The 24,947-nt window shown below is 67.7% G+C and carries 20 protein-coding genes and 3 pseudogenes; 11 read left to right on the top strand and 12 right to left on the bottom strand.

Annotation, left to right across the window (positions count from 1 at the left end; all coding sequences use genetic code 11):
- Nucleotides 1-237 precede the first annotated feature (237 nt).
- Nucleotides 238-1,116: an alpha/beta hydrolase gene (locus tag ABZX30_RS33035; RefSeq protein WP_355940509.1), complete on the bottom strand. Its 879-nt coding sequence runs from the start codon at nucleotides 1,114-1,116 to the stop codon at nucleotides 238-240.
- Between the two features lie 311 nt (nucleotides 1,117-1,427).
- Complete coding sequence (locus ABZX30_RS33030) at nucleotides 1,428-2,147, bottom strand: alpha/beta hydrolase (protein ID WP_355940506.1); 720 nt, start codon at nucleotides 2,145-2,147, stop codon at nucleotides 1,428-1,430.
- Nucleotides 2,148-2,585: 438 nt separating this feature from the next.
- Between ABZX30_RS33030 and ABZX30_RS33025 the strand changes: the two genes are divergently transcribed.
- Nucleotides 2,586-2,879 carry a hypothetical protein gene (locus tag ABZX30_RS33025; protein WP_355940503.1) on the top strand — a complete coding sequence of 98 codons (294 nt, stop codon included), beginning with the start codon at nucleotides 2,586-2,588 and terminating at the stop codon, nucleotides 2,877-2,879.
- Between the two features lie 14 nt (nucleotides 2,880-2,893).
- Here the strand turns inward: ABZX30_RS33025 and ABZX30_RS33020 are convergent, their stop codons facing one another.
- Nucleotides 2,894-3,463: a helix-turn-helix domain-containing protein gene (locus tag ABZX30_RS33020; RefSeq protein WP_355940500.1), complete on the bottom strand. Its 570-nt coding sequence runs from the start codon at nucleotides 3,461-3,463 to the stop codon at nucleotides 2,894-2,896.
- Between the two features lie 1,588 nt (nucleotides 3,464-5,051).
- Between ABZX30_RS33020 and ABZX30_RS33015 the strand changes: the two are divergent.
- Nucleotides 5,052-5,586: pseudogene (locus tag ABZX30_RS33015) on the top strand (transposase); the annotation flags it as partial.
- A 538-nt stretch (nucleotides 5,587-6,124) separates the two neighbouring features.
- Here ABZX30_RS33015 and ABZX30_RS33010 read toward each other — a convergent pair.
- The 9 genes from ABZX30_RS33010 to ABZX30_RS32970 all read right to left on the bottom strand — a co-directional run bounded on the left by ABZX30_RS33010 (nucleotide 6,125) and on the right by ABZX30_RS32970 (nucleotide 15,364).
- Nucleotides 6,125-6,733: a DUF4232 domain-containing protein gene (locus ABZX30_RS33010; protein ID WP_355940515.1), complete on the bottom strand. Its 609-nt coding sequence runs from the start codon at nucleotides 6,731-6,733 to the stop codon at nucleotides 6,125-6,127.
- Nucleotides 6,734-7,049: 316 nt separating this feature from the next.
- Entirely contained in the window at nucleotides 7,050-8,819 is a 1,770-nt protein-coding gene (locus tag ABZX30_RS33005) for a TraM recognition domain-containing protein (protein ID WP_355940497.1), read from the bottom strand.
- Complete coding sequence (locus ABZX30_RS33000; RefSeq protein WP_355940512.1) at nucleotides 8,816-10,321, bottom strand: ATP/GTP-binding protein; 1,506 nt, start codon at nucleotides 10,319-10,321, stop codon at nucleotides 8,816-8,818. Before ABZX30_RS33000 ends, ABZX30_RS33005 begins: the two co-directional genes overlap by 4 nt.
- Before the next feature lie 5 nt (nucleotides 10,322-10,326).
- Nucleotides 10,327-11,817, bottom strand: a complete 1,491-nt coding sequence (locus tag ABZX30_RS32995; RefSeq protein WP_355940494.1) for an SCO6880 family protein — start codon at nucleotides 11,815-11,817, stop codon at nucleotides 10,327-10,329.
- 110 nt (nucleotides 11,818-11,927) lie between these two features.
- Complete coding sequence (locus ABZX30_RS32990; RefSeq protein WP_355940491.1) at nucleotides 11,928-13,055, bottom strand: hypothetical protein; 1,128 nt, start codon at nucleotides 13,053-13,055, stop codon at nucleotides 11,928-11,930.
- A 1-nt stretch (nucleotide 13,056) separates the two neighbouring features.
- On the bottom strand, nucleotides 13,057-13,917 hold the full coding sequence (locus ABZX30_RS32985; protein ID WP_355940488.1) for a hypothetical protein: 861 nt from the start codon (nucleotides 13,915-13,917) through the stop codon (nucleotides 13,057-13,059).
- Nucleotides 13,918-13,936: 19 nt separating this feature from the next.
- Entirely contained in the window at nucleotides 13,937-14,203 is a 267-nt protein-coding gene (locus ABZX30_RS32980; RefSeq protein ID WP_355940485.1) for a hypothetical protein, read from the bottom strand.
- Between the two features lie 68 nt (nucleotides 14,204-14,271).
- The gene (locus ABZX30_RS32975) at nucleotides 14,272-14,547 is read right to left on the bottom strand and encodes a hypothetical protein (RefSeq protein ID WP_355940482.1); all 276 of its coding nucleotides are present in this window, start codon (nucleotides 14,545-14,547) and stop codon (nucleotides 14,272-14,274) included.
- A gap of 70 nt (nucleotides 14,548-14,617) precedes the next feature.
- Nucleotides 14,618-15,364: a DUF6668 family protein gene (locus ABZX30_RS32970; protein ID WP_355940481.1), complete on the bottom strand. Its 747-nt coding sequence runs from the start codon at nucleotides 15,362-15,364 to the stop codon at nucleotides 14,618-14,620.
- Between the two features lie 413 nt (nucleotides 15,365-15,777).
- Between ABZX30_RS32970 and ABZX30_RS32965 the strand changes: the two genes are divergently transcribed.
- From ABZX30_RS32965 to ABZX30_RS32925, 9 genes and pseudogenes are all read left to right on the top strand, one after another.
- Nucleotides 15,778-16,557: a lytic transglycosylase domain-containing protein gene (locus ABZX30_RS32965; protein WP_355940478.1), complete on the top strand. Its 780-nt coding sequence runs from the start codon at nucleotides 15,778-15,780 to the stop codon at nucleotides 16,555-16,557.
- Nucleotides 16,558-16,562: 5 nt separating this feature from the next.
- Nucleotides 16,563-17,648 (top strand): hypothetical protein, encoded by a 1,086-nt coding sequence (locus ABZX30_RS32960; protein WP_355940475.1) that lies wholly within the window; start codon nucleotides 16,563-16,565, stop codon nucleotides 17,646-17,648.
- 32 nt (nucleotides 17,649-17,680) lie between these two features.
- Nucleotides 17,681-17,839 (top strand): annotated as a pseudogene (locus ABZX30_RS32955) (M23 family metallopeptidase); the annotation flags it as partial.
- Nucleotides 17,840-18,260: 421 nt separating this feature from the next.
- Nucleotides 18,261-18,974, top strand: a complete 714-nt coding sequence (locus tag ABZX30_RS32950) for a hypothetical protein (protein ID WP_355940472.1) — start codon at nucleotides 18,261-18,263, stop codon at nucleotides 18,972-18,974.
- 1,728 nt (nucleotides 18,975-20,702) lie between these two features.
- A complete protein-coding gene (locus tag ABZX30_RS32945) occupies nucleotides 20,703-21,458 on the top strand; it encodes a pyridoxamine 5'-phosphate oxidase family protein (RefSeq protein ID WP_355940469.1) in 756 nt (251 codons plus the stop codon).
- 8 nt (nucleotides 21,459-21,466) lie between these two features.
- The gene (locus ABZX30_RS32940) at nucleotides 21,467-21,712 is read left to right on the top strand and encodes a DUF2630 family protein (protein ID WP_355940466.1); all 246 of its coding nucleotides are present in this window, start codon (nucleotides 21,467-21,469) and stop codon (nucleotides 21,710-21,712) included.
- 231 nt (nucleotides 21,713-21,943) lie between these two features.
- Nucleotides 21,944-22,741, top strand: coding sequence for an alpha/beta hydrolase (locus ABZX30_RS32935; RefSeq protein WP_355940464.1), 798 nt, complete (start codon nucleotides 21,944-21,946; stop codon nucleotides 22,739-22,741).
- Between the two features lie 289 nt (nucleotides 22,742-23,030).
- Nucleotides 23,031-24,392, top strand: a complete 1,362-nt coding sequence (locus ABZX30_RS32930; RefSeq protein WP_355940461.1) for an FAD-dependent oxidoreductase — start codon at nucleotides 23,031-23,033, stop codon at nucleotides 24,390-24,392.
- 44 nt (nucleotides 24,393-24,436) lie between these two features.
- Nucleotides 24,437-24,559: pseudogene (locus ABZX30_RS32925) on the top strand (transposase family protein); the annotation flags it as partial.
- Between the last annotated feature and the right edge of the window lie 388 nt (nucleotides 24,560-24,947).

Below are 24,947 nucleotides of genomic sequence, written 5' to 3'. Positions count from 1 at the left end.
GCAAGCTCCGGTGCTCAACCACCCGGATCACCAAACTCGTCCAGGCCGTCCTGACCCTTCATCTGACCAGCTCAGACTGAGGATGGAAAAGGCTCAGTCAGCTGGTTCCCCCGGCCTGATCTTGGACGGGGAGACTGATGGCTCCGTCCCATGGAGGCGCGCAACGGGCTGCGCGCCTCCCCAACCTGCCGGCTGCCTGCGTCTGGTGGTTGCTGATTGCTGATGCTTCTGATGCCGTCAGATGATTGCTCGCCCGAGGAAGTCGCGAATCAGAGCGGCGATCTCGGGTCCGTGGGACTCGAGGGCGAAGTGGCCCGCATCGAGAAGGTGGATTTCCACGTCGGGCAGGTCACGCTCATAGGCGCGCGCTCCGTCGGCGCCGAAGATCTCGTCGTTCTTTCCCCAGGTGATCAGCGTGGGAGGCCGGTACTTGCGGAAGTACTCCTGGAAATCCGGGTAGCTGGGGAGATTGAACTGGTAGTCCCAGAAAAGCTGGAGCTGTACCTCCTTGTTGCCGGGTCGGTCCATCAACGTCTGGTCGAGAGTCCACGCGTCTGGGGCGACCCTGTCCAGGCGATCGGCCGGGACACCGTGCGTGTACTGCCAGTGCGTCTTTTCAGCCGTCAGATACGCGCGGACGCCTGCCTCGTTGGCCGGGCGGTCTTGGGCATGTGCGAAGAGGATGTCCCAGAAGGGTGTGAATCCCTCCACGTAGGCGTTGCCCGACTGGACGAGGAGTGCCGTGACCCGGTCGGGGTTGCGGCTGGCGATGCGCAGCCCGATGGGCGCTCCGTAGTCATGAATGTAGAGGGCGAACTTCTGGAGTCCGAGTTGGTCGATCAGCCCCAAGGTGACGGTCGTCAGGTTCTCGAACGAGTACTCGAACTCATCAACAGGGGGCGCATCGGAGAACCCGTATCCTATGTGATCGGGTGCGATGACATGGTAGCGGTCCGCGAGGTCGGGGATCAGGTTCCGGAACATGTGGGACGAGGCGGGGAAACCGTGCAGTAGCACGACAGCCGGAGCGGCGGGATCACCTGCTTCGCGGTAGAAGACGGTGCGTCCGTCGACGGTGGCGGTGCGGTGCCGAACTATCGGATTGCTGTCCGTCATGACTTCTCCTCGGAGGGGTGAATCATTCGTCATTCTTTTTGCGAAGACCTCAGTTGTTGGCGGCGTGCGCTCCTGTCACGCGCGACCGGGGAACAGCGAGAATGCGTCGGTCATGGCATCGCCCCGAAAGCGCTGCGTGGTGCTTCCGGTTGCCGCATGAATTCCGGCCGGTTGGACGTTTGGTCCGGCTGTTCCCCGCGCGAAGGAGCTCGGGTGTGCCAGCACGCACTGCGGCGGCATAACAGTGGGGCCTGCGATGCTGCCGCGGCCTCATGCCGGTGGGGGAGCGGCCTGACAGGGCGCGGGCGTTCTCACGCAGTCACGGAAGCCAGTGCCTCGCGGATCACCCGGACGACTTCTGCCGGGTGGGCATGCATCACGAGATGGGAGGAGTCGATCTCGGTGGTTTTTGCCTGGGCGCGTTCGTAGCCGAACCGCTGGATGTCGGGGTTGATGGCCTTGTCGGAGGACGCGACGATCCCCCAGGCGGGAAGGTGCTTCCAAGCGGCCGTGGCTGCCGGCTCACCGAAGGCGGCCCCGGCGAGCGGTCGCTGTGAAACGGCCAGCACGCGGGTGAGCTCTGTGTCCACATCGGCGGCGAAGATCTCCGGGAACTTGGAGATGTCCACCGAGACATCGGTGCCTGGCTCGTCGGATCCTTCGACGGGGTAGGGCGTGTAAACGAGGGCCTCGGCCAGTGGTGAGGCGGGGAAGCGGCTTTGCAGTTCCCCGAGGCTCTCGCCCTCGTCCAGGACGTAGGCAGCCAGATACACCAGTCCCACCACATTGTCCTCACGGCCGACGACGGTGATGACCGCGCCGCCGTAGGAGTGCCCGACAAGGAGGACGGGCCCCTCGATCCGCCGGACGACGGAGGCGACGTAGGCCGCGTCTCCGGCGAGGCTACGGTTGGGCACCGGGGGAACCAGGACGCGGGTCCCGTCGGCGAGGAGTTCGGTGACGACGGTGGCGTAGCTGGACGCGTCGGCGAAAGCTCCGTGTACCAGGACGACGGTCGGTTTGTCGGACATCGCTGCTCCTCTGGTGAACCGCCGGTGGCGGTAGGGGGAACCCGCCGTCCGGCAGGTCCGTGAGACGTCGGTCGCGCTCTCTGGGCCGACATTAGGCAGATGCGGTGGATGTCCAGTGACTGATCTGTGAACCGTGTCGGCCGGAGCCGGCGTAGAAGAGGGCGGGGCGCGAGTCCTCGGGCCGTTGCGTGGTCGCTTGCTGGTGTGGGGTGCGAGGTGTGGGGGGTGTGGACGAACCCGAGGGTTCATGGGTGTAGGCCGGCTGAAGTCGGCACGGTGAGTGGACGGGAAGCCGTATCCCAGCGGCTTGTCGGACGAGCAGTGCGGTCAGTACCGTGGGGGAGGGTCCGCACCGATGAGTCGGCGGCGACAGGGCGCCTGGCGCCTATCACATGAGGGCCCGTCAGAAGCTTTCGTCAGATCGTCGCTCGCCGTCGCGTGGACGAGCTGCGGGGGGAGGCCGGCCGCATCCAGGCCGAACTGGCCGTGGCCGAGTGGGACCGGAAGGAATGGGTCATCGCTTGCTCACGGGTGGGCGAGGTGCTTGCCCCGGCAGACGAGACCGAGGATGGCCACGAGCAGGCCGACCGGACACCTCTGACCGCAGACGGGCAGCCCGGGGAGGCGTCGTCCATGCACGAAGCGGCGAAGGCGAAGTCGCAAGTGCCGGTGCGGCGTGAAGGGCTTGCCTGGTCGGCGTTGTCGGTGCACTGCCGGCGCAGCCGAGAATGAAGTGCCTGTCCGCGTCATTCCTTCAGGATTGCGGCTGCGACCCGATCCACCAGCCACTCAGTCGCGCGGTCGACGCCCCACCCGAACGTTTCTACGGCGAGGACGAACTGCGGGTTGCGGAAGTGGAAGAAAATGATCCTTGCTGCGTCCTGGACCGAGAGCCCCTCCGCCAGGTCGCCTTTGTCGGCGATGCCCTCGACGATCATTTCCAGCGCCTCTATGTGACGTAGGTCGGCGATCTCGAGGAACTCTTGGGCGGCAGGGGAACTGGGTGCGGCGCGCTCGACGATGCGCATGATGTCGCCGGCTTCCGCGGCATGCGCGGCGTAACCCGCGGCCAGTACCTCCAGCTTGGTCCGACCTGTGGGTGCGGCCGCCGCGTCGGTGATGATCCGACCCACCGTCGGACTTCTTGTCCATATGTCCATCAATGTTCGCAGCAGGCCCTCTTTGCCTCCGCACTGCGCGTAGACAGTGGCGGGGGAGACACGCGCCTCACGAGCGATCTCGTTGACCGTGGTCTGCGCGTAACCGGGTGCGGCGTACAGCTTCCGTGCAGCCGCGATGACCTCTTGCCGCGTCATCTCGGCGTACTCGTCACGACGGCTCGGTGCTCGGCCTGGCAACGTCTCACTCCTCGTCCCGGTGATTTACCCGTGTCGCTGCATTAGGTGCGGCCGAATGCTCTCACGGGGCTACAGGTGGCACCTGAGGCGCACCCGGACTTGAACACATCGGGACTCGAACCTGTCGAGCGGGCCGGATCGTGTCCCATCCACGCGCGCCGTCGGGGGCGGACGCCCGGCCGAGAGCCGCGCAGCCCTGGTTGGCGAATCCAGTCAGCCGTGCGTCACCGACCGCCCACGCCGGCGAGGTACCAGTGATTCTCACCGGAATGCGTGTGTGCGTACTGCCCGAGGCCCCGACCACGTTTGGCTCCGGCGTCATTCAGGTACCGCGCCCGCACATGCTCGCCCGAGAAACGGGCCGCCGTGCCGAGCACGCGTGGCGTTCGCTCTCCCGGGCTGTGCACGCCCGCCTGCACGCTGCGTGCCGACCGGGCGTGCAGCACCAGGCCGCTCGGTCCGTTCCCTGCCCTGTACGGTGACCCGCGCCAGGCCGTACGACTTCTCGACCACGCGTGGCGCGCGCGGGCGCTCGACTCTCGTGTCCACTACCCGGCTCACTGCGTCCGCGGAGCCCTGCCGGAACACCGTACGAAGGCGCCATGTACCCATCATCATGCCTCGCCTATCGGACATCTGGACTGGCTGGAGTAGCACTCCAGCAGCTGGAGTGTGTATGTGGTTACAGTAGCGCACCTTTGAATCTGCGCAAAAGTGAATGGTATGACCGGAAGTCGGCCTACGGGAGGATGTGGTACTCGGCCAGTCGGCCGAGCGCGCCATGCTGCAACAGGCTGAAGAGCCGATCTGGCCGTGGAGAACGGCACGGCAGCGGTGCTGTTGCAGGGCCGCCCCTGGGCCAGAAAGGCCCGACCGGAAGAGATTGCCTGCCGTGCTGGGAAAAATGCGGCCTCGAGGGCGAGGGCAGACCCACGACGCGGTCGCGGTCGTGGGCCGAGACGGCCACCACCCTCTTCGCCGGCATTCCACAGGCAGGCGGCAGCGGTGGGAAGCCTGCATCTCGGTCACCTCGCCGGCTCTCGCGCGGAGAGAATCGACGGCGCCGGCGATCCACGGTGATGCGGTTCGTCCGTGACTGTGCGCCGGTGACAGCCGTGCACGCGTTCCGACGGGGCCCCGGTCACCGGGCAGGCCGCAGCCTCCCGCGGAGTCCGCGCCCGCACCACACTCTCCGCCCGGCTTCGCCGGCCGTGCGGCGCCGGCTGCGTCCACGTGGGCAACATCGATGGTAGAGCGCACAGCTCGCGCAGCACGGCTTCCTCGGCATGGAAGGTGGCGTGGCGGAAGGTGACTGCGCGGGCCGTGCACGATCCGGGAAGATGGTGTCCCGCCAAGTGGTGTAGCAATCCGGACCACCTCGCTCGGCGACCGCTTCTTCGGCAAGCACCGTCGAGATCCCTCGGGTGGCGTCGATGCTGTTCCCGGCCGCCGCAGCGGCCCCTGCTCGAGCGTCGGCCCTGTCGGCTCTTGTGACCTGCGGAGTTGTGAACTCCACGTCGCTACACCACTTCGCGGGACGCGACCTCCGGGACGGATCCTGCTGGGCCCGGCGCTGGCCGTCGCACTCTGCGGAGACTGCCCGGCCGGTGTCGGCCTGCTGCGGGCCGAGCCGGCTGGTTCGGCCCGGTGGCCTCCGATCCCGCCGTCTCCCGTCTCGTCGGTGCACTCGCTGCGTCCGGACCGGGAGCTCTTGCGGCGGCGGTCCAGGGCGCGCGCGTTCCCCAGCGCGCGAGCGCGTCTGGGCCCTGGCCGGTGGGAGCAGTCCGGCCGCCGACGGCCAGGTGACCGTGGACATCGACGGCGTGCTGGTGTTCGCACACTCCGAGAAGCAGGACGCCACCGCGACCTGGAAGAAAACCCTCGGCCATCACCCGCTCGTCGCGTTCGTCGACCATGGGCAGACCGGGTCCGGAGAAGCCGGTGGCCGCCCTGCTACGGCCTGGCAACGCGGGCTCCAACACCGCCGCCGGCCACATCGAAACCGCCGAGCTGCCCTGGCTCAGCTGCCCAAGACCCTGCGGCGGGGACGGCAGACACTGATCCGGACCGACTCACATGGCCCTGGACGCCCGTGATCACCCACGCGATCGACCGGCTCCACACCCTTCCGAACCCCGGGTGAACAGCCACTCCGACCGTCCCGATAACCCACACCACCGCACCGGCGAAGTAGAACCCGGCGCCCACCCGACGCGAGAGCCGGGCTCTCAGGCTGCCCCAGCCCTGCAAAGACCTCGTCACACGGACACCGAGTCCCCGCCAAAAACTGACAGGAACTCATGAACTGTCGAGGCTGAAGAAGATGGGTTCAAGCGTTCACTGCTCTGCTGCTTGCCAATTGATCGCCACCATGAGGTTCTGCTCCTCACGACGAAGAGGAAGGCTCTGCGGTTCATCTTCGGCAATTTTTCAGCGGCGACGGTCCACGAACATCCCGACGACCGCGCTTGCCGGGCGGAGTCCACAGCTCGTCGAAGCCCACTTCGAGTCGGATGACTCGGCGGCCACATTCACCGGTGGTCGCGGTCGCCGGCTGTTCTGCTCTCGCTCGGCCTTCGGTACAGCTCTCCCGACTGCCCGACCCCTGTCAGTGGGCTGTCATCGGACGGAGTGGACAGCACCGACATTCAGTCCGTGCGCAGAGCCGTTGCTGCACTCGCTTACATTCCACGGCAAATTGAACTGATCTTTCGAGCCCGGCGCGTAAACGCGCAAGAAGGCCGCATTTGTGAGCCGGCACTCGTTCTTGGAGGAACCGGACTGGCCATTGCGCGCCTTCACCTCCGCGGCAGCGTGCCCGTTCGGGGTCAGCGTCACCTTTGTGACCTGGGAACCCGAATCGCGAGACGCGGCGTTGCCGATCTGCACGCCGTCCCGTCCCCGAAACGAGACTCCTGGGAAGCCGGTAAGTGAGCACGGGCTGCTGCCGGAGTTCTGGAAAAGCAGTTGAAAGCTTGTCGCACCGGCACCGCTCTCCCTGTTCTCGATAGTAATCTTCAGATCATTCGCATCGCACCGAGCAATGGAATCATCGTTCCTGTGTGAGCTCTTGTCGGCAGCCGAGTCACTTCGAGGAGCGCTTTCGCCCGTGACAGTGTCCTGACTGCCCTGCTTGGCATCTACGCCTGACCCGGCAGCGCTGGCCTGCGAAGACCCAGTGGTGCGACTGGCAGTGTCACTGTTCCCTGCGCAGGCTGTCAGCGCCATCCCCATGATTGCCACTGCAGCAACGGATATGGCTCGACGACCGGTTGCAATGTTCATCAGATCCCTCTCGTCTGTATGAATCGGTGAGGTGGCTCCCTGCCGACATCACCTGCCGCGGGCGGTAGAGAGGCAATGCCCTGCATGGGCTCCACAAAGAGGTATACGCGTTGCAGGATGAACGAGTTCACTCCAGCGGATCCAGTTTCTGTCCGTGCCCGGCCCTGTACAGGATTAAGCGAAGGTCATCCCTGGCGCGGGCCAATTCCGTGTTGGTGATGCATCTGTGGGATTCGTGAGCACAGTCGTATGCAGGTGTTCAGTGTTCGATTCCATGGCCCGCCCCCGTCCACTTCTGTGCTGCGCGTCGGGTGATGGCGTCCGCCTCGGCCGCCGCGGCGGCGGAGATGGCTGCCGCGCCGGGCTCCTTGAACCAAGGTCGGAGCCGGATCATGGCCGGTTTGATGCCGGTGGCCAGGAGGAGGGCGGTGCCCTTGGGGAGGGCGCGGATACGGTCGGGCGGGAGAATCGGGTCGAGACGGTACGAGGTGGAGCGGGAGGTGCCGTCCTTGCTTCGGGAGACGCTGAGCGTGCTCACCTCCTGCTGGCCCACGAGCTTGGAGACCTTGTCGACGAAGTCGGCGTCGTCCAGGCCCGCCCCGAGAAGTTTGATGGTGGCCGCGCTCCACAGGGCGTCCATGCCCGCCTCACCCCAGACGCGGCTGCCCTGGCGGTAGCTCTGCAGCAAAGTCACCACGTTGATGCCGCGGGACCCCAAGTGGCTGTAGAGGTCGGGAAGATCGGATATGCGGCAGACGTTGGCGGCCTCGTCGAGGACTGCGGTCATGGGCGGATCGAGGCGTCCGCCCATGCGCTCGGCAGCCATCACCCCGGCGCGCATCGTGCCGTCGGCGATGCCGGCGACGACCCCCGCTGCCGAGCCTCCCCCGTCCTTGGAAAGCAGGTAGAGGGTGTCACGGGTGAGGACGTGGTCGTGGGGCCGGAACTCGGGCAGGTCGGGCTGCGGGGTGACCCAGGCGACGATCTCGGGGTCCAAGAGGCAGGACACGCACTGGCGGGCGGTCTCGTAGATGCCGTCCCGGGTCTCGACCGCGCCTCGAACGGTGCCTTGGAGCTGCTCGGCGAAAGCGTGCATGCCCATGTCGCGCAGGATGTCGATGGGCGTGCGGTCGGCGGGGTCGGCGAGCCAGGCGAGAAGGTCGGTGACCTGGCGATTTCCGCCTGCGGCGGCGTGAAAGAGCGCGGTGAGGGTGTTCTGCGCGGCGGAGATCCAGAAGTCCTTCTTCGAGGAGTCGTCGTTGACGGAGGCCACGAAGTGGCCGGCGAGACGCCGCGCGCCCTCGATGGTGGCACAGTCGGCGAGCATGTCCCACCACATCTCGCGAGGGGCGTGGGCGATGCCCTGCGGGTCGAACGTCCAGACCCGGCCGACCTCGGTGCGTGCGGCGCGGGTCACGGCGTAGACGTCGGACTTGTTGGAGGTGAGCAGGACGGCGCCACGGGCTCGCAGCACGCGCGGGATGGCGATGCCGGTGGATTTGCCCGCACGCGGTGCCATGAGGTCCAGCTCCACGTCCTCGAAGGAGGAACGCAGTTCGGGGCCGTTGGGAGCGAGGTCGCCCAGGAGGTTGCCGGTCTCGTCTGGGTGCAGATCCTTGACGCCCTTGAGAGAGGGGCGTAGGTCGCGGGCTCGGCCGGCGATGCCCTCAGGAGCGAGTGCGGCGAGTTCGCGGACGCCGGCCAGTCCGGAGGCGTGACGTCGGTGTCCCCGCAGGAGGGTGAGCGCGGTGACGGCGGCTACGCCGACGAGGACGGCGAAGGCCACCACGATGCCGGCATACACAGCCGGCGGCGAGGCCCCGGGCCATGCCTTCCCTGGTCCGTGGGCGGTGAGTTCGGCGAAGGTCGACAGGGCGAAGGGCGGCGGGTTCCAGCCTGCGCCGGTCAGGGCCGCCGCCGCCGTACCGCCGAGCCAGACGGTGGAGGAGATGAGCAGGGCGACAGCCGCAACGGCGACGATCGCCCAGGGGGCGAGTTCGTTGCCGCTCGGCCGGGGGCGGGCGCTCATGCAGTGCCTCCGGGGACAGCGGGGCGGCTCTGGGCTCCGGCGACCCAGCGGCTGTTGGTGTCGTGCAGGTCACGCTCGGTCTGGGTGATGGCGACCTTGATGGGGATGCCGGGACGGCCGCCGACTTTGATCAGGAACCGGCCGCGTCCCGGTGGTTCCTCGTGGCCGCCGGTGACGGCCCAGCCCGGCGGGGAGGACCAGGAGGAGACGAGGTCGATCTCGCGCTGTGACAGGCCCACGACCCGGCCCAGTTCTTCCATCTCGGTGCGCGGCAGCCCTGCGCAGACGACCATCCCGGCGCGTTCGACGAAGCCGCGCGCCTTGGCCCGGTCGGACTCGCTGCCGAGGGCCTCGGCGTCCTTCAGCGTGTGGGTGATCTTGGCGTCGCCGAGGCCGAGGGAGCGGTTGAGGCGGGTGAGCGCGTCGATGCGGTCGACGATGCCGGAGGCGGCGCGCAGGGGACGCCAGAGTTCGTCGAGAACGGTGAAGTACCAACGGCGCGGGGCGAGTCCGGCGTCGGCGAGGGCGTGCGCGGCGGCGACGGTGCCCAGGCCGTCGGACCAGGCGGCGAGCATGGCGGCGGCGGTGAGCTGGGTGTCGGACTCGCCGATGCGGGAGATGTCGATGCAGACGGCGGGCGCGGCGGGGTCGATGCGAGTGGAGGTGGAGGAGGAGAAGGTGCTGCCGAGGGGTCCGTCGAGGATGCCGAGCAGGGACCGGTGCAGGGGGTCGACGGCATCGCGGTAGCGGGTGTCGTCGCCGCGGTCCAGGGTGACCGCGCGGACACGGTCGGGACCGTGCTGGAGGACGGCGAGCAGGTCGGGCAGGAGCGGTGCGCGACCGCTGGGCGTGCGTTCCCTCAGGTGGTGCAGGGCGGCAGCGAGGACCGACTGTTCGTGGTCGTCCATGGGGCGGGTGCGGACGACGGAGATGAGCGCGGCGACCATGTTGAGGACACGGCCGTGCGCTTCGGCGGCCAGGCTCTGTCCTGCCGCGCCGCCGAGGCGTTCGGCGGCGGCGCCCATCGCGCCCGGGTCGAGGATGTTGATGCCGCCGACTCCTCGTCCGATGGAGATGACCTGTCCGCCCAGCGCGCGCACGGTGTCGGCGTAGTCGGGCTTGAGGTCTCCGAGGACCAGGGGCACGACGCCGGTGGCGGCGAGACCGATCAGCATCCGGTTGACGAGGGTGGACTTGCCGAGACCGGGCATCCCGAGCATGAAGAGGGACGGGTTGGAGATGTAGCGGGCTCGGGTGAACCAGGAGATGGGGTCTCCGCACACGGTGGCGCCGGTGACCAGGTGCTGGCCGAGCGGCACCCCCGTCATCGGAGAACCGGATCCGGCGGCGAACGGCCAGAGGCCGCAGGCTTGTACCGTCGTGGCGCGCCACATGGTCGGCGGGTCGAGATGGCCGATCTCGCCGCCGCCGGGGCCAGGCCAACCGCGTGCCCCGGGCAGCTGGCCCGGGCCCGGCTTGGCGGCCGGAGGCCGGGGGCCGATGCTGCTCACAATGCCTCCTGGAGTGCTTGCGGGACGAGGGTGTGCTCCCACGGCAGTACGCCGAGAGGGAGCGTGCAGGTGAAGGCCGCGGCCTGCATCCGGTCGGCCGGGCGCAGCGAGAGCCGGGCAGCGGCCTGGAGATTGCGCACGGTGACCGTGGCGTCGGCGAGCTGCTCCTGGGTGTCGACGGTGACGGTGACCATGAGGGAGAACTCCACCAGCCCGGCGCCCGCCGCCTCCTCGGCGGCGGTCTGCTCGGCGGCGCGCATCTCGGAGGCGGCGCGGGCCTGGACCATGCCCTTGCCGGAGGTGGCCATGAACTGGGCGGCGCGGCGGTCGGCCTCGACGATTCGGGCCGAGGTCGCCGGGTCGATGGGCCGGTAGAGCAGGGCGACCCGCTTTCGGCGGGTGTTCGGCGCGGCTTCCAGCAGGCCGCGCAGCACGTTGGAGCGGACGGTGCCGCGCGGGGCGAGGGTCAGCAGCCAGGTGCGGGAGACGCCCGAGTCGTGCTGGTAGGCGCCCACGGCCTCCACGGCGGCAGCGGGGCCGGCGTCCTCCCAGACCAGACCGGTCTCGCCGTAGCGGGCACGGGCGTCGAGGACGTCGCCGGCGATGTCGGGGTCGTAGGCGATGCGGACCACTTCGGCGATGCGCTCGGCGGACAGCGGTGCCGCCGAGCCGCCACCCGCGCCGACGAGTCCGCTGAGCAGCCCTGGGATGCGCATGGCCAGCTCGGTGATGATCTCATCGTGCTGGCGGCGCTGGCCGGGCAGGACGCCGTAGGTGAGGGCGATGTAGGTGTTCATCTCGGAGGAGGCGGACGGGTAGCGCTCGACGACCTCGCGCATCACGGCCTGGGCGGCGGCGGGGGCGTCGTCCTTGATCCTGGGCAGCACTTCGTTGGCCAGCCGGGTGCCGGAGTCGGGCGCCGTCTCCACCACCACGCAGGCGCCGCGGAGTTGAGGCTCCTGGGAGAGCCGCGCCAGCCACTGTCCCCAGGCGGCGACCCATACGTCTGCCTGGTCGGGGTCGACGAGCGAACCACCATCGGGTTCGCAGCCCAGCACGATGGTGTAGGTGTTGCGGCCCGGGTGGTGCAGTACGCCGAAGGGCCGGTCATAGGCGTCGCGGCCCTCGCTCATGGTGAGGCGGCTGAGCAGCCCGGGCGGTCCGAACCGGCCGCCGGGGCGGGTGGACAGCGGGCCGCTGACGTAGAGGTGGCTGCCTTTGGAGCGGCGCCGCAGCCAGCCGATGCGCATGCCGAGCAGTTGGTAGAGGTTGCGACCGTCCTGAGTGCGCACCACGAGTGGTGCGAGGGCTGCGGCGAGCGGGAACAGGACGAAGAGGGCCGCCACGAGGGAGACGAGGGAGACGAGCAGGGTGAGCACCAGCCCCCCGAACACTCCGAACGTGCCGAGCAGCCCGAGCGGGCCGAGTCCGGGGCGGCGTGGGCGACGCCAGTTCCCATAGGTGGGATGGACCGTGTCCGTCGACATGAGAGTTCCTGAGGTGTGGGGTCGATGGGATGTCAAGGGCGTGCCGGGAGGTCTGAGCAAGGGGCGCCGGCGGTGTCATCTGCTGGAGCAGAGGCGGGGCACCGGTGGGGTCACCTGTTGTGTCCTCGGTCGCCGTCGGCGCCGTCGACCGCTCCGGCGGCCACCCGGCCGACGAACTGGCCCGCGCTGATCGCGGCGGCAGCGGCGGCGCCCGCTGGTCCGGCCGCGGCGGCGGCGCGTGCTCCGCCAGCCCCCGCGGCGCCGGATGCGCCGGCCGCGCCGGAGGGTCCAGCGGCACCGGACGGTCCGGCGGCGCCGGGCATCCCGCCTCCGGAGCGGGACGGGCCGCCCCCGCCGCCGAGGGACTTGGCGCCCGAGGCGAGACCGCCGACCGCCGCCTGGGTACTGCCCGGGGCCCCGCTGCCGAGAGCGGCCGTGGCCGGGACGATCAGCTTGAGCAGTGCGGGCAGGGCGAGTGCGGAGAGCAACAGGACGCCGATGCCGGCGATCTTCTCGTGGATGCGACTGTCACCGACGCCGTCGTTGGACAGCATCGCGCTCCCGGCGAAGATGACAAGAGCCACGGCGGGCTTGTAGAGCAGCCAGGCGACCATCCAACCGATGTGCTTGCGCCACCAGCCACCGCCCCAGTTGGTCATGGACGCGGCGGCGGCGACCGGCAGCGTGCCCAGCAGGATGATCATGACGCCGAGCCGGACATACAGCAGCACCGTCTGCACGATCGCGGCGATCAGGAGCAAGAACGCCAGGACCAGCAGCAGCACCGCGGGGATGCCGTCGCCGCCGCTGCACCCGATGCTGGCGAGCTGCTGCTGGGCGCCGGTGGCGAAGAGGTGGTCGGCGTACCGGTCGGAGAGGCTCGCCAGCGCGGTGACGACGGCGGTCGCGCCGCCCGCCACGAGGATGACCCGCAGCAGCCCCTTGAGTGCCACGGTGCCCGCCTCGCCGCGGCGTTCCAGTGCCATCCGGCCTGCGGCGAAGATCAGCGATCCGACGGCGGTGTACACCACGATCCACTGGGTCTGCTGGTTCACCTTGGTCGCGGTGCCGTCGGAGACGAGGGTGGGGATCCCTGTGACCAGGTCGCCGAAGACAGCGATGGCGCCCGCGAGCACCTTGTTGGCGATGACTTCCAGGATGGTGCCGATGGGGTCGCCGAGAAAGTCGAAGAAGCCCTTGATGAGATCGCCGGGCCCGCTGCCCGTCTCGCAGGCCATGTCACACCTTCCAAAGAACGTAGCCGTCGGTGCCGTCCGCCGCCGTCAGTTCGGTATGCAGTCCGCCGTCGTTGGCGGGCCGGACCTTCCAGTCGCCCCCGCTCCACAGCAGTCGGACCGAGGTGCTGAAGTAGGCTCCGCCGGGACTTTTGATCAGTACGTCGACCGTTGCCGCGTCGGAGCTGTATTCGGCGAGGAGGAATCCGGCATACGAGCCGTTCTTCCGGGTCTTGAGACGGGTGTCGGAGAAAGAGCTGCGCTGGGAGACGAACAGGTCGCGGCCGAACCCGGCCACCACCTGGTCCCGGGTCACCGCGCGCCAGTCCGGCGATGTCATCTGCGCGGGGATGACGTGCGCCGCGAGGACCGCGCCCATCGGAGTACGGGCGAAGCACCACAGCACCGGTCCGGTCTTCTGGGTGGGACCGGCGCCGGCCGAGACGGGAACGCGGGTGCCGCCCAGAGAGCGCCAGCGCAGATCGGCGGGGGGCGTCCGGGGTGTGGCGCGGTCGCCGTCGTCGGTAGCACACCCCGTGGGGCGGCCCGTGGAGTCCGCGGCACCTCGGCTCAGCGGGCCCGCCGCTGACGCGGTTTCGAGCAGGGGTGGTGTGTCGCTCCGGGTGACGATGGCGAGGAGCGACAGAGTGAGAGCCGCCGCGAGGAAGCCGGCGGCGAGCAGCCAGCTGCGCTGCTTCCAGAAAGGGGCCGCAAACGGGTCCCTGCGGTCGGGGCGGGCTGGTGCCGGCAGGGGGAGGGCAGAGACGACGGGAGGAGGCGGGGATCCCCGGTCGCTCTCGGCGGCCCGTGGGACACCGGTCGCGTCGTCGGCCGGGGCTTCCCGGTGGTCGGGTGGGATCGACATGAAATGTGGTCCCGCCGGTTCAGTTGAAGACGAACTGGACGAGAGGGCCGGCGGTGGCGACCAGGACACAGCCGCCGAGCACCATGCCGAGGCGGCTCATGTGCTCGGAACTCTCACCGCGCTTGACGGAGATGGCCATCATCGCGCCGGTGACCAGCACACCGGCCACCCCGGCCGCGGTGCCCACCCAGGCAGCGATGCCCAGCACGAGGTCGATCTTGTCGGTGAGGGCGGCGGGGGCATTGCGCTGCGGATCGGGGACGGCGGCGGCGAGAAGGGTGAACATAACGAAACTCCTGACGAGTGGCGCTGGGAAGGGTTGAGTGACGGACGAGCAGGGCTCGGGGGCTGTGATCACAGCCCCAACGGGCCGAGGAACTGCACGATCGGTCCGGCCGTCGCGGCGAGCACACACCCGGCGAACACGAAGAACAGGCCCCGCATGTACGAGGCGCCCTCACCGAATTCGCCCCGGCGCAGTTGGAGAGCCATGAGAATGCCGGTGATGAGGACGCCCGCGACACCGGCGGCGGAGGCGCACCAGGCGAGGACGCCAAGGAGGAAGTCGGCATCGGCGCCGGGGTCGAAGGTGGCGGCGAGGACCTCGGAGGCTGCGGTGGCGCGGGGCATGGTGCGTCCTTGGGTATGGGTCGGGACGGCGGAGTGTGACCGAGCTGGGCCGTGAGGGCCGGATACCGGACTAGCGGGGTGGGGCGGCTTCGGGCCGCGTAGGGATGAGCGCCGCGAGCTCCACGACGGACCGTGGCGCCTTGGGGGCGGGCTTGCCGATCCGCCACTGGGGGATCCAAGGCACGCTGAAGGTGCGTACGGCAGCGCGCAGCACCCTGACCCGCCGCCACAGTTCAGGCGGGAGGCGGCCGGGGGCGTCGGCCACGAGGACGAGCGCCACCAGCCGTATTCCGCTGGGGTGCCGGCCTGTGCGCAAGGAGTCGAGGGCCTTGGACGCAGCCTGAAGGCCGGTCAGATGGGTTCGGGCCAGCAACAGGATGTCGCCGGGTTCACCTTGCGCGACCTCCGGCCAGGCATGGCCGACATCCGTACCGCCGAGCGCTCCCGCGAACGTGGTCGCGCCTGCCCCGCCGTGCGCGCCGACCCAGCTGATGCCGGCGGCCGCCGCGGATGAGGCACGGACAACGGGCGGCGGGGCATTGCGGATCGAGGGCGGAAGAGTGAGGACCGAGGTGGGCGCCCCGTCCGGAGTGGAGCTGGGTGGAGGCGTGGCCTCCTGAGCCACGGGAGCCTGGGCCTCCGCGGCCGAGGCGCCCGTGCCGGGCTGGAGAACCGGGGTGGTGGCGGACGTCTCGCGCAGGGTGGCCGTTTTGGGAGCCGGGCGCTCGAACGGCCGCAGGTCGCCGGCGGACTGGCGCTCCCCCACGGGGCCGCGAACCCAGGAGTCCGCCGGGGGGGTCACGGCCGAGGAGGTCATGGATCCCTCTTCTTTCTTCCGCGCAGGGCTTTTGGGCACGCCGTCACCTGATCGGTGACGGCAATTCGGGGAGCCCGAGGACCTGCGCGTGGATACGGCGCCCTGCCCGTGGCAGGTGCGGCGCATGTTCCGGGTTCCGTCGTCCGGGGCGGCCGTCAGGCCGTGGTTCCGGGTCTCGGAAGTGTCCGAAGGAGGGCCGCGCGTCTCCGTGTGCTCCCTACGACAGCCACCTACGGGCGAAGGCTCGCGGACAGTTCACTCCCGGATCCGATTGATCGAAATTGAACTGCGGTGGCGGTGCCGCCCGTTGCCGAGCACGAACTGATCCGCACTCCGTCCTCGCGCCTCGGGAGCGTGCCGTATCCGGCCGCGCGAGGCCGCGCTGTGACTGCCGTCGGGAAAGGGGTGAGCTCTTGAGCGGGAACGGGGACGAGACGGCAGGGGTGACGGGCTCGGAGGGCACGGGGACCGCGGTGAAGGCCGGTGCGGCCGTGGGCGGCCTGGGGTGCCCGCTGTCCCCCGTCGCCATGACGGTGGCGATCTCCTCCGTGTTCGTGACCGGCGGCCCCGGAGCGCTGTTCGCGCCCCTGATCGCCCTGATCCTCTTCTTCACCGGTGGCGGAGGGGGTGGTGATGCCGGTGAGCGACCCGACCCCGAGCGGATCGCCGAGATCGTCCCGGGCGACGGGAACGGCGAGTTCGGCCCGACGTCGGTACCGGAGGGCATGGCCGGCCCCGTCACGGAGTCCGGGGCGCTCTGCGCAGACATCGGCCCGGTGGTCATCGTCGCCCGGATCGACCAGGAGTCCGGCTTCCCCACCGGCCGTACCGGCCCCGAGGGCGAGCAAGGAGTGTCGCGGCTGCCGCCCGGGGTGTTCGCCCGGCTCGGCAAGGACGACGACAACGGCGAGACCGCCGCGCTCGACGCGGCCGACTCGATCACGGCCCAGGGACGCTTCATGTGTGAGCCGGCGGAGCAGGTGCGGCCACAGGTGAGCCCGGAGCCGCCGAGCGACGTGGTGAGCCTGACCCCGGCGGCCTACGACTTTGGTCCGCAGTCCGTGCTGGAGGCCGGCCGTGTTCCCTGGACCAGCGCCTCCCAGCAGTACGTCATGGCCATCCGGGCCAAGTTCGCGATCTACGAGGGCGCGGTGCCCGCGTCCCCGCCCGCCCAAGACACCGAAGGACAGTGAGAGCCATGTTCCAACTGGGACGGGGAGACGCCGAGAACGCGCATCCCGACCTCGACACCGGCGTGGACCAGGGTGACCGCCCCGAGGCGGGGCCGTGCACCGTCTTCATTTCGGGCGACGGCACTGTGACAGTCGACGGCGAAGTCATCGCGACGGCGACCTCCGGCGACGCCGCGCAAACCGTCGTACTCGACCGTCTGCACCAGCGGGCGCTGGACCGGGCGGCGCCGGTGGAGGCATCGGTCCTGGACCAGCAGCGGCGCATGGTGCTGCGTATCCGGGTACGCGAGGACGGCGCGAGCGAACTGCTGGAAGATCCCCGGCCGCTGGAGGACCCGAAGCCGCTGGACGTGGCCACTACGACGGCACTTGGACCGAGCCACGTCACGGTGACTCCGGCGCCTTCGCCGCCGGCCGACGCGCCCGCCGTCCCCACCGCTGCGTCGGCGCCGGAGGCGGCCGGCGCGGGTACGGGGTCGCGGCCCGGGGGAGACACGAGGAACGGTGCGTCCGGGGATGACGACACCGCCGTACCGACCGCGTTCGCAATGCCCGCGCAGAGTCCTCCGCTCCCGGCGATCCACACCCCGACACCGTCCGTGTCTGCGTCAGCCGAGCCTGTCGCTGTGCCGGAGGAGCTTGTCACCGCCGTGACGCTGGTATGCGAAACAGTCACCAGCGGCGAGTTGACGCTGGCCAAGGTACAGGCCGCGGCGCTGGAACGGCAGGCGGCCCATCACTTCGGGCCGGATCACCTGTACACGCTGGAAGCACGCGCCCTCGAAGCCCATGTGGCCCATCTGATGGGCGATCACGCCACGGCGACCACCCTCTCGCTCCAGGTGGCCGCGCTGCGGCATCGGCAGGGCGATGCCCGCGCTCGAGAGGACATCGAACGCGCCCTCGCGAGCTGGGAACTGCTGGCTACGCCGTTCACCGCCATACCGCTCGGCAGGCGGCTGCTGTCGCTGTGGGACCAGATCGCCGGAGCCGCCGGCACCGAGCGATACGCAGCGGCCGAGCAGCGTCTGTCGACGCTGACCCGGGTGACTCCACCCGCATTCGCCGCGTCCATGGCAAGCATTCTTTGAACTGCTGCCCATCTCTCCCGAAGCGATGTACGGCGCGGGCGACCGTGTCCGCCGGGCAGCAGCTCGGGCTGTCGGGGGCCACCGGCAATGTGACCGGACCTAACCTCCACTTCGAGGTACGCACGGAGCCGGTCTCCGGCTCGGACATCGATCCGGTCAAGTATCCGGCCGAGCACGGTGCACATCTCTGACCGCGGGTGTTCGCCTGCACGGCACGCAAAAAATCACGGTTGAGTAACATGCGGCTTCTATGAGAACCCGACCTGCCTCGGCATCCGTGTTACGGACATCAACCGATCTGAAACAACCAGAAACTCAATACCACCTTCTTTCGGGGGTTCTCTCATGTATCGCGCTCGTATTGCCACCCTTGCGGCGACCGCATTGGCCGGCGCCCTTCTTCTCACCGCATGCGGCGGTGAGGGCACGGAAGGTGCCGGGAGTTCGGAAACAACGATCCCGGCAAAGGAAGTCAGTTTCAAGGACGGTACGGCCAAGCAGAACAAGGCCGATCTCAGCACCGGTGACTTCGCCGCCAATGCCGCCCCTGCGAAGCAGTCCCAGGAGTCGGCACCCGTCATCCGCAACTGGGTTCAGCTGTCCGCTGCTTCCGTGGGCGAACTCGACCCGGTTGTGACCAACGCCGCCGGGTTCGTTCTCTACCGATTCGACAAGGACGAGCCCTCGAAGTCCAATTGCTTCGGCGAGTGCGAGAAGACCTGGCTCCCGTACCTTGTCAAGCCCGGCGGCAAGGTCTTCATCGACGGCATCAAGAAGTCCGACGTCGGCTTCATCCGGCGCGGTAAGGGCTTCCAGCTCACCCTGGGCAAGGCACCCATCTACCTCTTCAGCAAGGACCTCGCCCCCGGCGACGCCAACGGCCAGGGCGTAGGAGGCACTTGGTTCGGCGTCACCCCCGACGGTCAGCGTGCCGGCCAGGACGGCGGCGAGGCCGCCGAACCGGAGATCGAGGACAACGGCGGCAACGGCACCGGAGACTCCGCCGGGAGCGGGGCGGCGGGCAGGAAGCTCGTGGCCCGCTCCGAGGACGGCCTCTACAAGTTCGTCGACGACCCCGACGACTCCGAAAGTGCCGCGGGTACCGTCTCCGGACGCGGCTGCAAGAACACGTCTCTCGGCGGCGCCATCTCCGCGATCAGCCCCGACGACGACACGTCTGTCGGCAAGCCCATCAAGCTCTGGGACGGCCCCGACTGCACCGGAAAGTCCCTCCTGCTGGAGCGCGGCGTCTCCGCCGACCTTGCCGCACAGGGCTTCGACAACAAGACCCGCTCCGTCTTCATCGGCGAGTTCGCCACCAACTGACCCCTGACCCCGGGCACCCTCCGCACACCGGGCCACCTCTGTCGAGATCGATGGAGGCGCCGCCACCCAGCACGTGCCCGACGCTGTCATCATCCGGCGCGCGCACACGCTGCAGGGACGGCTGGCCCAAGGCCGTCCCCTCCATGCCACACCCCCACTCCCCACCGCCAGGTCGTTGGCCAGCAGTGATGTAGATGTGAACCTCAAAGGCCCCGGCGGCGTAGTAGATCATGACGACGCAAAAACCTAGAGGAAAGAGATCAAATGAGCAGCCGCATTCAGGACCTTCACACGGCAATTAGGGAAAGGGCGCGCACTGAGAATCAGAGGAATTATGACGATTACGAATCGACATCTCGGAACCTGAGTTCTCTTGCGGCGCGAGCGGATATGTACATTGGTCAGCTGGATTCCACGGTCACTCAAACTTTTTCCAACAATGTGGCAAGCGCTATAGCTCAGGCGAACCATTATTGGGAACTTTACCAACCGATCAACACTGCCATCAATGGCAATGCTCGCACGGCTGGCCTTGCGGAACGCAACTGGCAGCAGCTCGAGGAGCAGGCTGCAAATTGGCGTCCCACCTGGCAGCAAATACGACAAAACGTCGATACTCTTCGGGCTCAGTCAGAGCAAGTTCGACAGCGTGTCATCGCAGCTGCTGCCGCGCGGAATCAGCACCAGGCTGGTGCGGGGCGAGGAGCTACCCAGTCGCAGACGGCAGGAGGCGCTTATACGCAACAGCCTCACCCGGCCGCTGGGCGAGGCAGGTGAGGGCTTTAGCCGGGAACTGATTCTGCCGCCTCTTTCTGCGGCGACATGGGTCCGACAGTGTTTTTGGCCTGTGGGCTACGTAGAGCTCATAAGATGATCTCGGCGACGCGATCGGCGAGTGTCGCGTTCTTCCGCAGGTGGGCCAAGGCCAGCAGGGTCCTGCTTGATGCATCCAGACTTCGGTCAACGCGTGCGAAGTTCACACCTTCGGGCGTAGAAGAGCCACGAGACGTGTTCGACCGACTCGTACGGGACGTCGAGCACGGAAGGATACGGACCCAACGGAGCCCCCCGGCCGTTGGCGTGCTGAGTGAGATCACCACGCCGACGACGAGGGGCTTCGCCATGTCATCCCGGGAAAGGAGGCCGGCAGCCGGGCCGCGACCTCCCGGTGGGATCCCGTCCAGCACCGCGGGCCGTGCCGCCAGGTGCTCGCCGCCGGGCTGCTCGGGCAAGCCGAGGGAGGCAGGCACCATTTGTCGAGCGGGGCCGGTCCCAGGGCACCGGCCTGGGAACCTTCCGACAGGCCGTCGAGCGCACCATCTCCCGGCCGCAACGCATCCGCCACCCGACATCCGCGGGGAAGGACGACATCCACGAAGCGTTCCTCGGCCTCGCCTTCTGGCTGCTCACGAACTGCCTCGTCAAGGCTCTGGTGGCCACCGAAGTTGCCCTGCAACTGGTCATTCACAAAAACGTCAGTCTCCAGGTGCACACTCATGGTCTCCCGAGCGCCCCGACTGCGCAGGACCCGTGTTCCTCGCCCTCACCGTGTTGCTGTCTCCCCTAGCCACCTCCGCAACCTGTGCCGCAGCTTGTGCACGGCAATCTCTCCTCCTGTTCCACGGCACCCGATGGCTACGGCTCCGGGCGTCTGGGTTTCCACGATTCTCTTCCCGCCGTGACGGACCATGCAGGGGTCAAAACGAACTCACTCCACGGAGAGGAAAGATGAGCGACAATTATCGTTCGATCGCATTCACCGACCAGGTCCTGGAGGCCCAGAGCCAGTACGGAAGCCGGCGCGCTGTGGGCCGCTTGAACCGATATCCTCGCGCGGGCTCGGAAAAATCGGGCGTAGGATCGCCGGAAAGAAGGGACCCAGCTCAGAGCGCCGAAGCCGGACAGATGCACGACCTCGAGCACATCAAGGACCCTCTGGGCTACGCGGAAAGAGACTTCATCGCTTCGCGGGACGGTTTCTATCTAGCTACGGTAGCTACTAGCGGTTGGCCGTACGTACAGTTCCGTGGCGGCCCGCCGGGGTTTGTCCAAACTCCCGATGAACACACCCTGGTTTGGGCTGATTTCCGTGGTAATCGTCAATACATAAGCACCGGCAATGTGGCACACGACCCACGTGTCTCAGTCATTTTCATGGACTACGCTCGCCAGATGCGCCTCAAAGTATTCGGAGTCGCGACCATCAGCGATGTGCGCCACCAGGAACCGCTGGCAAGTGCGTCCGCGATCGAGGGGTACCGGGCGGTCATCGAGCGGGAAGTGCGCGTAGAGGTCAAGGCTTTTGACTGGAACTGCCCTCAGCACATCACTCCGCGTTATACGGCGCAAGAAGTTCAAGCCGTGCTGCGACCGCTTCGTCACCGAGTGGAAACCCTCGAAGCCGAGAACGGTCGCCTTCGCGCCCAGCTCGCAACATTTCCATCGGAGTCCGAAACGCACCCGTCCCAGCCGCAACAACGGTAGGAGGATCAATGAACGACGACAACATTCTGAATCGGATCACCGCCCTGGTCGATCGGGAACATGAATTGCGCAAGCAACGGGTGGACAGCTCCCCGGAGGGGCGGGGCGAACATCACGAGCTGCGTACGATCGAGGTGGAACTCGATCAATGTTGGGACCTTCTGCGACAGCGACGCGCCCGGCGAGAGTTCGGGAAGGACCCTGATGAGGCCGTCGCCCGGTCCGCTTCGGCAGTCCAGCGCTACTTTCAGTAGGGGCTGGTCCCTGCTCCGGATTGGCTGCACAAGCTGCCCTGAGCTGTGGCCCTTCGGTGAGGCGGGCGAGACGCTTGAGAACCGCTGCCGGAGTACCGAGTGCGACTCCCGTAGGCGTTCACTCTTCCTCCACTGTGCACTTCTAGGTTGTCGAACAAAAGCGGCGGGACCAGCTTCGAGTAATGCGGTCAGGCCCCACCGAGTGAGCGAGAATGAGCGAGGCTGAAATCAATGACCAAGACCGTTGTCTTCATCCATGGTCTGTGGATCCACTCTGTCTCCTGGCTGCCTTGGCAGCAGCTCTTCGAGGAGCGGGGTTATCACACCCTGGCGCCCGACTGGCCGGGAGACGGACGCAGCGTCGACGAAACACGCACGTCCCAAGCAGCGGCTCTGGATGTCGGCGTCGACGAAATCACCGACACGCATGCACGAATCATCGAAGGCCTACCCGATGCACCCATCGTGGTCGGCCACTCTTTTGGAGGACTGATCGCGCAGAAACTCCTGGACAGGGGTCTGGCAGCCGGTGCCGTATGTATCTCACCCGCTCCGATCAAGGGCGTCCGGGCCGTGCCGTTGAGTTTGCTGCGTTCGAGTTTTCCGGTACTCAAGAGCCCCGCCAACAGGCACAGGACGATTGCGCTGACAGAGCGTCAGTTTGCATACTCGTTCGGTAACGCGATCTCGCCGGGGGAGTCCGCGGAGCTGTACCGTCGCCTGACGATCCCCTCTCCAGGGCGTCCGCTTTTCGAGGCTTCCACCGCGAACCTCCGACGGAACTCGCCCACCGCGGTCGACACCGACCGTGGTGATCGCGGGCCCTTGCTGTTGATCGCCGCCGGCCAGGACCACACGGTGCCGGCCGTTGTCGTACGCCAAACCCATCGGCTGTACGGTCGCGGCGGCGGATCCGCCCAGCTCCGTAATTACGACGACAGAGGGCACAGCGCTCCGTTTGACCACGGGTGGCGTGAACTCGCAGACGACACGCTCGCCTGGCTCGACGGGAGCGGCCTCAAACCGTGACGGTTCGGTCGCCAAAGGCCTTCTCGTTGGTGATCGTTACTGGCCGAGGGCCAGCTTGTGCGTCCGGGCGACACCGTTGGCCGCCCAGTAGACGCCGTCACCGCGACGGCGGCAGTCTCGGAGCAATTCCAGTTCGGTCCGAGCGGACCCCGACCCGGTCGGCCAAGAGGACTTCACCCCTCAACTTCCAGCTGCCGGACAAGCGGGCCGTCGAGCAGGACGAACCAACTGCGAAAGGTGTCGCTCGATGGTCCAGCACGGTGGTGCACGAATTTCACGGAGAACGCTCGTGACCGCGGCCGGCATCAGCGCTGCCACGGCACTGACCGGTGTCACTGTTGGTACCGTCCCAGCCCACGCGGGCGTCGGCGGACCGACACGACAGCGGGTCGTGGTCATCGGTGGCGGTATCGCCGGCGTCGCCACGGCTTGGCTCCTTGACGGACAGCACGACGTTACGTTGCTGGAGGCAGCCCCCTCGCTGGGGGGCCACGCCATCAGTGTGCCCGTGGACGTCGACGGACACAGGGCAATGGTGGACATCGGGGCGCAGTTCTTCGGTCCGTACTCCCATCCGATCTACAACAAGCTCGTGACCTCGGTCCTGCACGTACCCACAGTGCCGAACACACTGGACAACACCGTCTTCCAGTACGGGACGCAAACGCCGCTCATGGTGTCGCCCAGCGTGGACCGGCCGATCACTGATCTCCTGCAGTACCTGCCCGCCCTGCAGGCAGTGGCAGAACTGATGGATGGGGCGAGGGATCTGGAGGCGCGACGTGACTGGAAGGTCACTGTCGCCGACCTCGTTGAATCCATGAATGTCGATGAAAAACTGAAGCAGGACTTCGTCTACCCGTATGTGGCTTCAGTGAATGGTGCCACCGTTACTCAAGGAAAGGAGTTCTCGGCGCGTGCGGCATTGGCACTCGCCGTACGTCCACTAGTTGACGATCGGACAGAGTATGTCAACGCTCGTGACGGGTTGGGTTCCGTTATTTCTGCTCTGGCCGACGAGTTCACCAGTGTTTCCCCGTTGATCAACTCGGGTGCTACGGGTATAGCCCGGCATAATAGCCAGTACCTGGTCACGGATTCACAGGGGCGGGTTCATCCAGCAGATCACGTCGTACTCGCTCTGCCGCCCGAACCAGCTGCGGCACTGGTGGCTCAGCTGCCTCAGTCAGGACCGCTTGCCCGCACTTGCGGCCGCTTCCGCTATATGCCCGCTCGGATTGTGATCCACAGCGACCCGATGTACATGCCTCAATCCACGGCAGACTGGTCATCGTTCAACATCACCACCGACGGTGATTTCTGTGAGGCATCCATCGCCTACTCACGACTGCGTGGCGACGTGGCCGTGTACAAGAGCTGGGCGTTGCACCGGCGGCAGGAGCCCAAGCAGCTACTGGCCAGTATGGACTTCCGTCATCCGTTGATCACGCCTGACTTCATCCTGGCACAGGGCGAACTGCAGCGGCGAAACGGCGAGGACGGCCTTTGGTTTGCCGGCAGCCATGTCTTCGATGTGGACAGCCAGGAGAGTGCCCTCTACTCGGCGCTCACGATTGCGGCATCGCTTGCGCCGGAGTCGACGAACCGTGCGAGGCTCGGCACATTGCCGACGTCACCGGCCGCCCCCTGATCTTCGTAGTGGTCACGGCCCGCACTCGGGAGGACGCGCTGCCGTGTCCGGTGTGCGGGACGTCGTCGGCGCAGGTGCACGGGTATCACCGGCGGACGGTGGCGGACGTGCCGGTCGATGGCCGTCCGCTCGCCGTCGGCCTGCGCGTACGGCGGCCGGCCTGCCCGGTTTCGCCATGATTTCGCCCGGAAGGCTCAGCACTGCACGCTCTGGCCATGGGCGATCAACGGCGCAAGCAGCAGCGCCGAAATCTCCAGCTGCTCACCACTCACCGGGCCGGCCTGATCGCCGACCGCAATACAACTTGATCAACCGTCTGCGTGATGCGCCGCGGGCATCTGCCCTGCTCCGGAGCGGGCTCTCGACTGTTCAGCAGCCGAGGGACCGGTCGTCCTACTGACCGACGTGGTGGAGACCAGACATCTCGATCACTCCGCGTATGCGGGGTCTTCGAAGTTGGGCGGTGCGCTGGTTCGGGCTGCTGACACGGCGTCACGCTCCGTGTTGGATCGTGCGCCTTGGCCCTGGACGCAAGGTGCCCGTGGCCCTGCGTGA

Source organism: Streptomyces sp. NPDC004542, assembly GCF_040610035.1.
GTDB lineage: Bacteria > Actinomycetota > Actinomycetes > Streptomycetales > Streptomycetaceae > Streptomyces.
The sequence above is the reverse complement of the archived record's forward strand: the minus strand, read 5'-3'. Positions and strand labels throughout refer to the sequence as shown.